At 73.2% G+C, this 12,932-nt stretch carries 10 protein-coding genes; 7 read left to right on the top strand and 3 right to left on the bottom strand.

The features are described 5' to 3' along the window. Positions 1–16 precede the first annotated feature (16 nt). The 4 genes from hutU to hutI are packed head-to-tail and all read left to right on the top strand — an operon-like array spanning position 17 to position 5,347. The gene (gene hutU, locus B5M43_RS03990) at positions 17–1,669 is read left to right on the top strand and encodes a urocanate hydratase (protein ID WP_134745993.1); all 1,653 of its coding nucleotides are present in this window, start codon (positions 17–19) and stop codon (positions 1,667–1,669) included. Continuing rightward, complete coding sequence (locus B5M43_RS03985) at positions 1,666–2,874, top strand: allantoate amidohydrolase (RefSeq protein ID WP_134745994.1); 1,209 nt, start codon at positions 1,666–1,668, stop codon at positions 2,872–2,874. The genes hutU and B5M43_RS03985 overlap by 4 nt, the downstream gene beginning before the upstream one ends. Further along, positions 2,871–4,178 (top strand): formimidoylglutamate deiminase, encoded by a 1,308-nt coding sequence (locus B5M43_RS03980; RefSeq protein ID WP_055987841.1) that lies wholly within the window; start codon positions 2,871–2,873, stop codon positions 4,176–4,178. Before B5M43_RS03985 ends, B5M43_RS03980 begins: the two co-directional genes overlap by 4 nt. Then, a complete protein-coding gene (hutI, locus tag B5M43_RS03975; protein ID WP_134745995.1) occupies positions 4,175–5,347 on the top strand; it encodes an imidazolonepropionase in 1,173 nt (390 codons plus the stop codon). Before B5M43_RS03980 ends, hutI begins: the two co-directional genes overlap by 4 nt. Before the next feature lie 10 nt (positions 5,348–5,357). Here hutI and B5M43_RS03970 read toward each other — a convergent pair whose 3' ends face one another. The 3 genes from B5M43_RS03970 to B5M43_RS03960 form a co-directional block, all read right to left on the bottom strand. Continuing rightward, on the bottom strand, positions 5,358–6,536 hold the full coding sequence (locus tag B5M43_RS03970; RefSeq protein WP_134745996.1) for an ROK family transcriptional regulator: 1,179 nt from the start codon (positions 6,534–6,536) through the stop codon (positions 5,358–5,360). Between the two features lie 104 nt (positions 6,537–6,640). Continuing rightward, the gene (locus tag B5M43_RS03965; RefSeq protein ID WP_134745997.1) at positions 6,641–7,699 is read right to left on the bottom strand and encodes an ABC transporter permease; all 1,059 of its coding nucleotides are present in this window, start codon (positions 7,697–7,699) and stop codon (positions 6,641–6,643) included. Beyond that, entirely contained in the window at positions 7,696–9,171 is a 1,476-nt protein-coding gene (locus B5M43_RS03960) for a sugar ABC transporter ATP-binding protein (RefSeq protein ID WP_134746008.1), read from the bottom strand. The genes B5M43_RS03965 and B5M43_RS03960 overlap by 4 nt, the downstream gene beginning before the upstream one ends. Positions 9,172–9,481: 310 nt before the next feature. On the opposite strand from B5M43_RS03960, the gene B5M43_RS03955 reads away from it, so the two are divergent. The 3 genes from B5M43_RS03955 (at position 9,482) to B5M43_RS03945 (ending at position 12,799) form a co-directional block, all read left to right on the top strand. Next, positions 9,482–10,531, top strand: coding sequence for a substrate-binding domain-containing protein (locus tag B5M43_RS03955; protein ID WP_055987851.1), 1,050 nt, complete (start codon positions 9,482–9,484; stop codon positions 10,529–10,531). A 90-nt stretch (positions 10,532–10,621) separates the two neighbouring features. Next, positions 10,622–11,767, top strand: a complete 1,146-nt coding sequence (locus B5M43_RS03950; protein ID WP_134746009.1) for a Gfo/Idh/MocA family protein — start codon at positions 10,622–10,624, stop codon at positions 11,765–11,767. A 30-nt stretch (positions 11,768–11,797) separates the two neighbouring features. After that, on the top strand, positions 11,798–12,799 hold the full coding sequence (locus B5M43_RS03945; RefSeq protein WP_134745998.1) for a sugar phosphate isomerase/epimerase: 1,002 nt from the start codon (positions 11,798–11,800) through the stop codon (positions 12,797–12,799). Positions 12,800–12,932 lie beyond the last annotated feature (133 nt).

Below are 12,932 nucleotides of genomic sequence, written 5' to 3'. Positions count from 1 at the left end.
ACTCGAAGGAACACACATGGCCCGTCGGATCCGCGCCGCGCACGGCAGCACTCTCACCGCCAAGACCTGGCAGACGGAGGCCGCGCTCCGCATGCTGATGAACAACCTCGACCCCGAGGTCGCCGAGCACCCCGAGGACCTCGTGGTGTACGGCGGCACCGGACGGGCCGCGCGCTCGTGGGAGGCGTACGACGCGATCGTGCGCACCCTCGAGACGCTCGAGGCCGACGAGACCCTCCTCGTGCAGTCGGGGAAGCCGGTCGGCGTGTTCCGCACGCACGAGTGGGCGCCGCGCGTCCTGATCGCGAACTCCAACCTGGTCGGGGACTGGGCCACGTGGCCTGAGTTCCGCCGCCTCGAGGCGCTCGGGCTCACGATGTACGGCCAGATGACGGCCGGGTCGTGGATCTACATCGGCACGCAGGGCATCCTGCAGGGCACGTACGAGACGTTCGCCGCGGTCGCCCGCTCGCTCGGACGGGAGTCGCTGGCCGGCACCCTGACCCTGACGGGCGGCGCGGGCGGCATGGGCGGCGCCCAACCCCTCGCGGTCACGATGAACGGCGGCGCCGTGCTGATCGTGGACGTGGACGAGTCCCGGCTGGCGCGCCGCGTGGAGCACGGCTACCTGGACGAGTACACGACGTCGCTCGACGACGCGCTCGAGCGCGTGCTCGCCGCCAAGACCGAGGGAGAGGCGCTGTCGGTCGGCGTGGTCGGCAACGCGGCGACGGTGTTCCCCGAGCTGCTGGCCCGCGGCGTGGCGGTCGACGTGGTCACGGACCAGACCAGCGCCCACGACCCGCTCGCCTACCTGCCCGAGGACGTCGCGTTCGAGGACTGGAAGACCGAGGCGGCGCGCGATCCCGAGGGCTTCACCGAGCGCTCGCGCCGCTCCATGGCCAAGCACGTCGACGCCATGGTCGGGTTCCTCGAGGCGGGCGCCGCGGTGTTCGACTACGGCAACTCGCTGCGCGCCGAGGCGAAGCTCGGCGGCAGCGAGCGGGCCTTCGACTTCCCGGGCTTCGTGCCGGCGTACATCCGGCCCCAGTTCGAGGAGGGCCGCGGCCCGTTCCGCTGGGCCGCGCTCTCGGGCGACCCGGCCGACATCGCGGCGACGGACCGCGCCATCCTCGAGCTCTTCCCCGAGGACGCCGCGCTCGCGCGCTGGATCACGCAGGCCGGCGAGAAGGTGCACTTCGAGGGCCTGCCCGCCCGCATCTGCTGGCTGGGCTACAAGGAGCGGCACCTCGCGGGCCTGAAGTTCAACGAGATGGTCGCGTCGGGCGAGCTGTCGGCGCCCATCGTGATCGGGCGCGACCACCTCGACTCCGGATCCGTCGCGTCGCCGTACCGCGAGACCGAGGCGATGAAGGACGGCTCGGACGCGATCGCCGACTGGCCGCTGCTGAACGCCCTCCTCAACACGGCCTCGGGCGCCACCTGGGTGTCGCTGCACCACGGCGGCGGCGTCGGCATCGGCCGCTCCCTCCACGCGGGCCAGGTGACGGTCGCCGACGGCACCCCGCTGGCCGCGCAGAAGCTCGAGCGCGTGCTGACCAACGACCCCGGCACGGGCGTCATGAGGCACGTCGACGCGGGCTACGAGCACGCGGCCGACATCGCGCGCGAGCGCGGCCTGCGCGTGCCGATGTGGGAGGGCGAGTGACCGCTCCCGCGGCCTTCGACGCCCTCGGTCTCCTGCGGGAGATCGAGGGCATCGGCCGCGACCCGCGCCGCGGCGGGTACTCGCGGCACGTGTTCGACGACGCCGAGCGCACGCTGCGCGACTGGTTCGTCGAGCGCGCCACCCGCCTCGGCCTCGGCGTCGAGACCGACCGCAACGGCAACCTCTGGGCGTGGTGGGGCGAGCCCGGCCCCGACGCCATCGTCACGGGCAGCCACCTCGACTCTGTCCCCGGCGGCGGCGCGCACGACGGCCCCCTGGGCGTCGTCAGCGCGCTGGACGCGGTCGCCCGCCTGAAGGCCGAGGGCTTCGCGCCCGCCCGCCCCCTGGCGATCGTCGTCTTCGCCGAGGAGGAGGGCTCGCGCTTCGGCATCGCCTGCCTCGGCTCCCGGCTGCTGTCGGGCGCGATCGATCCGGCGCGCGCCGGAGCGCTCCGGGATGCGACGGGCCGCAGCTTCGCGGATGCCGCGCGCGACGCGGGGCTGGCGTCGTTCGGCCGCGACGACGAGGCGCTGTCGCGCATCGGCGTCTTCGTCGAGCTGCACGTCGAGCAGGGCAAGGGCCTGATCGACCTGGACGCCCCGGTCGCGATGGCGTCGTCCATCCTGGAGCACGGCCGCTGGCGCGTGGACGTGCGCGGTCAGGGCAACCACGCCGGCACGACCGAGATCGCCGATCGGCGCGATCCGATGCTGCCCGCCGCGGCCGCCATCACGGCGGCGCGTCGCGCGGCCTCACGCCGGTCGGGCGCGCGCGCCACGATCGGGCGGCTGGAGCCCATCCCCGGCGGCACGAACGTGATCGCGTCGCGCGTCGCCGCATGGATGGACGTCCGCGCGTCGTCGGAGGCGGACACCCGCGCGATCGTCGAGGAGGTCGCGGCCGAGGTCGCCGAGGTCGCCGCCGCCGAGGGCTGCGAGGCGTCGGTCGTCGAGGAGTCGTACAGTGCGGAGGTGCGCTTCGACCCCGTGCTGCGCGATCGGCTCGCGGCCGCGCTGGGCGGCGTGCCCGTGCTGCCGACCGGCGCCGGTCACGACGCCGGCGTGCTCTCGGCCCATGTGCCCACCGCGATGCTGTTCGTCCGCAACCCGTCGGGCGTCTCGCACGCGCCCGAGGAGGGGGCCGACGACGCGGCCGTCGCGGCCGGAGTCGACGCTCTCGCACAGTCGATCCGGGAGCTGTCGTGAGCGTCTGGGTGGATCGCCTGCTGCGCGACGGACGCGTGCTGCGCGGCGTGCTGTTCGAGGCGGACGACGCCGGTCTCGTGGTGGGGGAGCGCCACGCCGACGCGCCGCCGCCCGGGGCGGTCGCGCTCGACTTCGCCGTGCCCGGCCTCGGCGACGCGCATTCGCACGCCTTCCACCGCGCCCTGCGCGGCCGGACCCACGAGAGCGGGTCGTTCTGGACCTGGCGCTCGGCCATGTACCGCGCCGCGGCGCGCCTGGATCCGGATCTCTACCGCGAGTTCGCGACGGCGGTGTTCCGCGAGATGGCGCTCGGCGGATGGACGGCCGTCGGCGAGTTCCACTACGTGCACCACCGCCCCGACGGGACGCCGTACCCGGATCACGCCATGGAGCTCGCGCTCGCGGATGCCGCCGAGGCGGCGGGCATCCGGCTGGTGCTGCTGGACACGTGCTATCTCGCCGGGGGGATCGGCGAGGCGCTGTCGCCCGAGCAGCGCCGCTTCGGCGACGGCGACGCCGCCGGGTGGCTGGAGCGCTGGCACGCGCTGCGCGAGACGCTCGCCGGACGGTCGCCGCTCGTGACGCTCGGGGCCGCGATCCACTCCGTGCGCGCGGTGCCGCGCGGCGACATCCGGCGCATCTCGGCCGAGCTGCCGCGCGACGTCCCGCTGCACATCCACCTGTCCGAGCAGCCGGCCGAGAACGAGGCAAGCGTGCGCGCCTACGGCCTGACGCCGACCGAGGTGCTCGCCGAGGACGGCGTGCTGAGCGATCGCCTGTCGGTCGTGCACGCCACGCACCTGACCCCGCGCGACATCGAGCTGCTGGGCGCCGCGCGCGTGCACGCCGTGTTCTGCCCCACCACCGAGGCCGACCTCGGCGACGGGATCGGCCCGGCCGCCGAGCTGGTCCGCGCCGGCGTGCGGCTCGCGGTCGGCTCCGACCAGAACGCGGTCGTCGACGCGCTGCTCGAGCTGCGCGGCCTCGAGGCGGGGGAGCGGCTGCGCTCGCTCAGCCGCGGGCGCCTGGCCCCCGACCTGCTGTGGCGCATCGGCGCCGACGGCGGGTACGGCTCGCTGGGGCTTCCCGCGCCCGCGCGCCTCGGCGGCCCGCTCGACCTCGTCGAGCTCGACGACCGGTCGCTGCGCACCGCCGGCAGCGAGCCGCTGCAGGTGGCGCTCACCGCGACCGCCGCCGACGTGCGCCGCACGGTGGTCGGCGGCGCCGCGGTCGAGGTCGATGCCGCCGCGGTGGCGCGCCGCCTCGGCGAGATCGTCGACGGCATCTTCGAGGAGGACGCATGACCAGCGAGCTGATCACGGGCATCTCCGAGCTCACGACCAACGACCCCGCGGTCGAGACCGGCCTCGGCGGGCGCATCCGCGACGCGGCGCTCGTGGTCGACGATGGGCGCGTGGCGTGGGTCGGGCGCGCGGCCGCGGCCCCCGACGCCGACCGGCGCACGGACCTCGAGGGGCGCGCGGTGCTCCCCGGCTGGGTGGACTCGCACACGCACCTGGTGTTCGCCGGCGACCGGTCCGAGGAGTTCGAGCACCGGATGGCCGGGCACGCGTACGCGGCCGGCGGCATCCGCACGACGATGGCCGCCACGCGGGGGGCGTCCGACGAGGAGCTCCGCGCCGCCGCGGCCCGTGCGCGGGACGTCGCGCTGCGCTCGGGCACCACGTGGCTCGAGGTCAAGACGGGATACGCGCTCGACGTCGAGGGCGAGGCCCGCCTGGCCCGTCTCGCGGCCGAGATCACGTCGGACGTCACGTTCCTCGGCGCGCACGTGGTGCCGCCCGGGACGGACGCCGACGAGTACGTCGCGCTCGTGACCGGACCGATGCTCGACGCGGTCGCGCCGCACGCCCGCTGGATCGACGTGTTCTGCGAGACCGGCGCCTTCACCCCCGAGCAGTCGCGCGCGGTGCTCGAGGCCGGGCGCCGCGCCGGGCTGGGTCTGCGGGTGCACGGCAACCAGCTGGGGCCGGGTGAGGGCGTCGCGCTCGCGGTCGAGCTCGGGGCGGCGTCGGTCGACCACTGCAATCACCTCTCGGCGTCCGACGTCGACGCGCTCGCCACATCCGACACGGTCGCGACCCTGCTGCCGGCGTGCGACCTCAGCACGCGCCAGCCCTTCCCGCCCGCGCGCGAGCTGATCGACGCCGGCGCCACGGTCGCGCTTGCTAGCAACGCGAACCCCGGCACGTCGAACACCACGTCGATGGCCTTCTGCGTCGCGACCGCCGTGCTGCAGATGCGGATGACCGTGGAGGAGGCCGTGTGGGCCGCGACCGCAGGCGGTGCGGTCGCGCTGCGGCGCGACGACGCCGTCGGCCGGATCGCCCCGGGCTTCCGCGCTGACCTGCACGCGATCGACGCCCCGTCGGTCTCCCACTTCGCCTACCGCCCCGGCATGGAGCTCACCCACCGGGTCTGGCGCGGCGGAGCCGAGGTGCCGCGCGGCTGATCCTGCCTACTCAGGCCGCGACGAACGCGTGCAGCGACTCAGGCGACAGGGCGTGCTCGATCGCGAGCATGCTGGCCCCGAGCACGGCCGCGTTCTGCGCGGCGGCGGACTGCACGATCGACAGGTGCTCGGTCGCGAGCGGGATCGAGCGGGTGTAGACGACCTCGCGCACCCCGGCGATCAGGTGCTCGCCGACGCGGGCCATCGATCCGCCGATCGCGATCACCGAGGGGTTCACGAGGCTCACCGCGGTCGTCAGCACCTCGCCGATGTCGCGGCCGGCCTGGCGCACGGCCTGGATCGCGTCGATGCTGCCGCGCTTGACGAGGTCGACCACGTCGTCGCCGTTCTCGGCCGGGATGCCCTGCTCGCGCAGCGCCCGCGCGATCGCGGGCCCCGACGCGAGCGCCTCGAGGCAGCCGCGGTTGCCGCAGTGACACGGGACGCCCGCGCCGCGCGCGACCTGCACGTGCCCGATGTCGCCCGCGATGCCCTGCGCTCCGCGCTGCAGCACGCCGCCCGAGATGATCCCCGAGCCGATGCCCGTGGCCACCTTCACGAACATCAGGTGGTCGACCGCAGGCCAGGCGGTGGCGCGCTCGCCGAGCGCCATGATGTTGACGTCGTTGTCGACCAGCACGGGCACATCCAGATGCCGGCGGACCCAGCCCGGCACGTCGACGCGATCCCATCCGGGCATGATCGGCGGGTTGACGGGCTGACCGGTCGAGTGCTCGACGGGTCCGGGCACGCCCATCCCGATCGCGGCCAGCTCGGTGCGCGATCGCCCGATCCGCTCCATGAGCGCGGACGCGTTGTCCACCACCCACGTCAGCACGGGCTCGGGCCCCAGCGCGATGTCGAGCGGCTCGCTGTGCTGCGCGATGATCCTCCCCGCCAGGTCGCTCACGGCGAGCGTGGCGTGCGAGGCGCCCAGGTCGGCGGCGAGCACGACGCGGGCCTCGGGGTTCAGGGCGAAGCGGGACGGCGGGCGTCCGCCGGTCGACACGGCCTCGGCCATCGGGATGATCAGGCCCATGCGCATCAGCTCGTCGACGCGGGCCGCGATCGTCGAGCGCGCCAGTCCCGTGGCCTTCGCGAGCTCGGCCCGGGTGCGGGGGACGCCGTCGCGCAGAAGCTGGAACAGCTGGGACACGCCCGACACGTTCGTGCTCGTCGCGGTGCTCATATTCCCCACGCTTCAGTCTAACTTCGCGGTCTCGGCGCCGAAGGTGCGGCGGGATGCGACGCGCGGCAGCCGAAGGCCCGTCCGCGTCGACGGAAGTGCCGACACTACGACGCGCGACCGGTGGGCTTGGCGAAGCGCTGCTGCAGCAGCACCGCGATCACGATGATCACGCCCTTGGCGACGGCTTGCACGGAGGACGACAGGTTGTTCTGCACGAACACGTTCGACAGGGTCGCGAAGATCAGGACGCCGAACACCGTGCCGGTCACGGTGCCGCGTCCGCCCACCAGCAGCGTGCCGCCCACCACCACGGCGGCGATCGCGTCCAGCTCGAGCAGCTGGCCGTGGGTCGACGTGCCGGCCGTCGTGCGGCCGAGCATCATGACCGCGGCGATGCCCGCGCACAGCCCCGCGATGGCGTAGAGCCACATGGTGTGCCGGCGCACGTCGATGCCCGCCAGGCGCGCAGCCTCGCGGTTGCCGCCGATCGCGACCGTGCGGCGGCCGAACGTGGTGCGGTTCAGCAGCACCCAGCCGCCGATCGCGACGAGAGCGAAGATCCAGATCAGGATGTCGACACCCAGGAGATCCTGGTTGAGGGCGCTGACGAACCCGCGGTCCCCGACCACGAGCGTGCGCCGCTCGGCGAGGATCTCTGCGAGGCCGCGCGCCGCGACCAGCATCGCGAGGGTCGCCATGAACGCCACGACCTTGCCGTAGGCGATGACGATGCCGTTGATCAGCCCGGCGCCCAGCCCGACGCCGAGCGCGATCAGCACCATGAAGATCCAGTGCGTCTGGTCGACCAGGTCCTGCACGGCGGCGAGCGTCGCGACGACCGACGCGAGGCCCAGCACCGAGCCGACCGACAGGTCGATGCCGCCCGCGATGATCACGAGCGTCATGCCGATCGAGATGACGCCGATGATGGACGCCTGCCGCAGCACCGTGAGCATGTTCGACACCCCGAGGAAGGTGTCGGGCGCCGTGATCGCGCCGACGATCACGAGCAGCAGCAGGGCGACGACCAGTCCGAGGTTGCGGCCCACGGATCCGGACAGGATGCCGGCGAGTCCGGCGCGCGCCGAGGCGCCGCGCACGGGCCCGCCCGCGGGCGCGGGCGAGGGGCCGGTGGCGGCCGCGGTCGTGGTCTGCTCGCTCATGCGGCGGTTCCTTTCATGACGAGGTCGAGCACGCCGTGCTCGTCGATCTGCGACGCGGGCAGCGTCGTGAGCACCTGGCCGTCGGCGACGACGAGCACGGTGTCGGCCAGGCCGAGCACCTCCTCGATCTCGCTCGAGACGATGACGATCGCGTTGCCCGCGGCCGCGAGGCGGCGGATCAGCCCGTAGATCTCGGCGCGCGCGCCGACGTCGACGCCGCGCGTGGGCTCGTCCAGCAGGAGCACGCGCGTGCCGTGCACGAGCCAGCGCGCGAGCAGGATCTTCTGCTGGTTCCCGCCCGACAGGGTCATCGCCGGCCGGTCGGGATCCGCGGGTCGCAGCTCCAGTGCGGCGATCTGCTCCTCGGCCGCACGGCGCTCGGCGCGCTCGTCGAGGAAGCCCGCCTTGGCGAACCGCGACATGGACGAGAGCGTCACGTTGACGAAGATCGGCTCGTCCAGCACGAGCCCCTGGCTCTTGCGCTCCTCGGGCGAGAGGCCGACGCCGGCGGATACCGCCGACACCACGGAGCCGCGCCGCAGCGGCCGGCCGCCCACGCGCACGGTGCCCGCGGTGGCCCGGCGCGCGCCGTAGACCGTCTCGAGGATCTCGGAGCGGCCCGATCCGACCAGGCCCGCGAGCCCGACGATCTCGCCCGCCCGCACCGAGAACGACACGTCGCGGAACACGCCCGCGAGGCCCAGGTCCTCGACCTCGAGGACGACTGGCGCCTCGCCCGGCACGGGCACGGCGGGAGGGAAGACGTTCTCGACCTCGCGACCGGTCATCCGCGTGATCAGCTCGCGCGTGGGGGTCTCGGCGACCGGCAGGCCGCTCGCGGTGGAGCGCCCGTCCTTGAGCACCGTGATGCGGTCGCCGATCTGCCGGATCTCCTCGAGCCGGTGCGTGATGTAGATCACCGCGATGCCCGCGGCGGTGAGCTCCCGGACCACGCCGAACAGGTTCTTGACCTCCTCGGCGTCGAGCACGGCCGAGGGCTCGTCCATGATGATCAGCTTGATGTCGTGCGACAGGGCGCGGGCCATGCTCACGATCTGCTTGTTGGCGGCGCTCAGCCGCCCGACCTCGGTGTGGGGCGAGAGCCGGCCGTGGCCGAGGCGCTTCAGAAGCTCGCGCGTCCGCGCGGCGGCCTCGGAGCGGCGGGTGAAGCCGCCGCGCGCCAGCTCGTGCCCGAGGAAGATGTTCTCGGCGATCGTGAGGCCGTCCACGACGTCGAGCTCCTGGTACATGGTCGCGATGCCGAGCTCGAGTGCCGCCTCGGGCGTCGGGATGTCGACGCTCTCGCCCATCCACAGGATCTCGCCCTCGTCCGGGCGGTGGACGCCCGCGAGCGTCTTGATCAGCGTCGACTTGCCGGCGCCGTTCTGGCCCAGGATGCAGTGCACCTCGCCCGGGAGCACCTGCAGGTCGACGCCGCGCAGGGCCTGGACACCCGCGAACGCCTTGGTCACTCCCCGGACGTCGAGTAATGCCGGTGCATGGTCGACTTTGATCACGCGCCGAACATAACGCGGCCACCCGCCCTGTGTCGATACCCGGATCGAACCGGCCATCCAGAGGCACCGATCGCCGGAGCGGGCGGCTGACGCTTGATTTCTCGCGCGAGATATCGTCATGCGACTTTCGTCGGATGGAAAACAAAAGCTGTCGCTGGCGCAATCTGTTCTGCTAGCTTGAGCGCGTCAGCGTGGACGGCTGCCCGGCGAGCTCCGCCTCCGGCGCCCACACTGTCGAGGCCGCATCGGATTTCAAGGAGGAAACATGCGCTCACACTGGAAGCCGCGCACGCGACTGCTGCTCACCGGCGCCGCCGTGCTGGCCGGCATCGGACTCCTCGCGGGCTGCACGGGCACGGGCACCGAGGAGGAGGACGTCGTCGACCAGGGCACGTCCAGCGAGGAGAACGCCGAGTCGGGCGACACGGTCGTGATCGGGTTCTCCGGGCCGGCCGCCGACCACGGCTGGCTCGGTGCGATCAACTCGGGGGCGCAGGCCGCCGCCGACAGCTTCGACGACGTCGAGCTGCGCATGGCCGAGGGGACGAACGATGCCAACGCGCAGATCGCCGCGGTCGAGACCTTCATCAACGAGGGCGTCGACGCGATCGTCCTGCTCCCCACGGACGGCGCGGCGCTCACCGAGGTCGCGATCCAGGCGATGGAGGCCGGCATCCCCGTCATCAACGTCGACCGCGAGTTCTCGAGCCCCTTCGCGGCGCGCGCGACCATCCTGGGCGACAACTACGGCATGGGCGTCAGCGCCGGCACGTACATCTGCGAGCAGGTGGGCGACAACCCCGACGCGGTCGTCGCGGAGATCGCGGGCATCGACTCGCTGCCCCTCACGCAGGACCGCTCGCAGGGCTTCGCGGACGCCCTCGAGGACTGCGGCCTGGAGGTCTCGGCGCGCGTCGCGGCCGACTTCACCGTCGCCGGCGGCGAGTCCGCCGCCTCGCAGCTGCTGTCGGCCAACCCGCAGATCGACGCCCTGTGGAACCACGACGACGACCAGGGCGTCGGCGTGCTCGCGGCGATCGAGGCCGCGGGCCGCGACGAGTTCCTCATGATGGGCGGCGCAGGCAGCCGCAACGCCATGGAACTCATCCAGGCCGACGACTCGGTCCTGAAGGCCACCGTGATCTACCCGTCGACGCAGGCGGCCGACGGCATCGCGCTCGCCCGCCTCATCGCGCAGGGCAAGACCGTCAGCGACCTGATCACGCCGAGCGTGCCGAACCGGATCGTGCTCGACGCGCCGGTCGTCACCAAGGAGAACGTCGACCAGTTCATCGACCTGGCCTTCGAGTCCTGATGTCCGTCCGGGGCGCCCGTCCACCGGGCGGGCGCCCCGCCCACCTCCGCAGAGAGGAGCTGAGCGATGTCCGACACGCTCCGCATCGCCATGATCGGCCACGGCTTCATGGGGGCCGCGCACTCGCAGGGATGGCGCGTCGCGCCCCGGTTCTTCGACCTGCCGCTCGGCGTCGAGATGGCCGTGGTCGTGGGGCGCAGCGACCCCGAGGCGTCCGCCCGCAAGTGGGGCTGGCGCGAGGCCGAGACCGACTGGCGCCAGGTCGTGGCGCGCGACGACGTCGACGTGGTCGACATCGTCACCCCGGGTGACACGCACGCCGAGATCGCCATCGCGGCGCTCGAGGCCGGCAAGCACGTGCTGTGCGAGAAGCCCCTGGCCAACACGGTCGAGGAGGCCGAGCGGATGTCCGCCGCGGCCGCGTCGGCGGCCGAGCGCGGCGTGCGCTCGATGGTCGGCTTCACCTACCGCCGCGTGCCCGCCGCCACGTTCGCGCGCGATCTCGTCGCGGCCGGCCGGCTCGGCGACATCCGGCAGGTGCGCGCCGAGTACCTGCAGGACTGGCTGGCGGACGCCGAGGCGCCGATGACGTGGCGCCTCGAGAAGGAGCGCGCCGGATCGGGGGCACTGGGCGACATCGGCGCCCACGCGGTCGACCTGACCGAGTACATCACCGGCCAGGCGGTCACGACCGTGTCGGGGGTGGTCGAGACCCTGGTGAGCGAGCGCCCGCTGCTCGAGCACGGCGTCGGGCTCTCGGGCACGGCGTCGGCGGCGCGGGGGCGCGTCACGGTCGACGACGTCGCCCTGTTCACCGGCCGGCTGTCATCCGGGGCCCTCGCGTCGTTCGAGGCGAGCCGGTTCCGGACGGGCCGCAAGAACGCGCTGCGGATCGAGATCTCGGGGTCGCTCGGCGCCCTCGCGTTCGACCTCGAGCGCCTCAACGAGCTGGAGTTCTTCGACGCGACCCTGCCGCCGACCGAGCAGGGCTTCCGGCGCATCCTGGTCACCGAGCCGGAGCACCCGTACCTGGAGCCCTGGTGGCCGGCGGGGCACATGCTCGGCTACGAGCACGGCTTCTCGCACCAGGTGAACGACTTCGTGGGCGCCATCCACGCGGGAACGCAGCCCGAGCCGTCGTTCGCCGACGGCCTGCACGTGCAGCGCGTGCTCGACGCGGTGCTGCGCAGCTCGGAGTCGGGCAGCGCGTGGACGCCCGCCGACGACGACCGATAGACCGCACGCACGAGACAACGGAGGAACGCGATGACGCGACCGGTCACACTCTTCACCGGCCAGTGGGCCGACCTGCCGCTCGAGGAGGTCGCGCGCCTGGCCGCCGGCTGGGGCTACGACGGGCTCGAGATCGCCTGCTGGGGCGACCACCTCGACCCGTGGCGCTGGGACGACGACGACTACATCAGGGACCGGCTCGACCTGCTCGAGCGGCACGGGCTGAAGGTCTGGGCCATCTCGAACCACCTCAAGGGCCAGGCCGTCTGCGACGACCCCATCGACCAGCGGCACCGCGACATCCTGTCGGATCGGGTGTGGGGCGACGGCGACCCCGAGGGGGTCCGGCAGCGGGCGGCCGAGGAGATGAAGAACACCGCCCGGCTGGCGGCGAAGCTGGGCGTGAAGACCGTCGTCGGCTTCACCGGGTCGTCGATCTGGAAGTACGTGGCGATGTTCCCGCCGGTCTCGCAGGAGGCCGTCGACGCCGGGTACCAGGACTTCGCCGACCGGTGGAACCCCATCCTGGACGTGTTCGACGAGGTCGGCGTGCGCTTCGCGCACGAGGTGCACCCGTCCGAGATCGCGTACGACTACTGGACGACGGTCCGCACGCTCGAGGCGATCGGGCACCGGGAGGCATTCGGGCTCAACTGGGATCCGTCGCACTTCGTGTGGCAGCAGCTGGACCCCGTGGGCTTCATCCTGGAGTTCCGCGACCGGATCTACCACGTCGACTGCAAGGACGTGAAGCTCAACGTCGGCAACGGCCGCAACGGGCGCCTGGGATCGCACCTGGCGTGGGCCGACCTGCGCCGGGGGTGGGACTTCGTGTCCACCGGTCGCGGCGACGTGCCGTGGGAGGCGTCGTTCCGGGCGCTGAACAGCATCGGCTACGACGGCCCGATCTCGGTGGAGTGGGAGGACGCCGGCATGGACCGGCTGCAGGGCGCGCCGGAGGCCCTCGAGTTCGTGCGCCGCAACGCGTTCGCGGCGCCGGAGGCCGCGTTCGACGCGGCGTTCAGCAGCCGCTGAGCGAGGGGGACGGCCGAGGGCCCGCGGTGGGATCGTCGCGATCCGCCCGGGCCCTCGTCATCCGGCTCGACGGGGGAGTGATCGTCGAACCCGCCGTCCGTGGCCCATGTCCCACTTGATGCCCGAATGGCCG

Origin of the sequence: Microbacterium sp. MEC084 (genome assembly GCF_004514465.2) — a bacterium.
In the GTDB taxonomy this organism is placed as follows: domain Bacteria; phylum Actinomycetota; class Actinomycetes; order Actinomycetales; family Microbacteriaceae; genus Microbacterium.
This window is presented reverse-complemented; position numbering and strand designations above follow the sequence as displayed.

Excerpts from the sequence above, each read along its gene's own strand:
- hutU (WP_134745993.1), top strand. The coding sequence starts at position 17 with ATGGCCCGTCGGATCCGCGCCGCGCACGGCAGCACTCTCACCGCCAAG.
- hutI (WP_134745995.1), top strand. The coding sequence starts at position 4,175 with ATGACCAGCGAGCTGATCACGGGCATCTCCGAGCTCACGACCAACGAC.
- B5M43_RS03970 (WP_134745996.1), bottom strand. The coding sequence starts at position 6,536 with ATGAGCACCGCGACGAGCACGAACGTGTCGGGCGTGTCCCAGCTGTTC.
- B5M43_RS03965 (WP_134745997.1), bottom strand. The coding sequence starts at position 7,699 with ATGAGCGAGCAGACCACGACCGCGGCCGCCACCGGCCCCTCGCCCGCG.
- B5M43_RS03955 (WP_055987851.1), top strand. The coding sequence starts at position 9,482 with ATGCGCTCACACTGGAAGCCGCGCACGCGACTGCTGCTCACCGGCGCC.
- B5M43_RS03950 (WP_134746009.1), top strand. The coding sequence starts at position 10,622 with ATGATCGGCCACGGCTTCATGGGGGCCGCGCACTCGCAGGGATGGCGC.
- B5M43_RS03945 (WP_134745998.1), top strand. The coding sequence starts at position 11,798 with ATGACGCGACCGGTCACACTCTTCACCGGCCAGTGGGCCGACCTGCCG.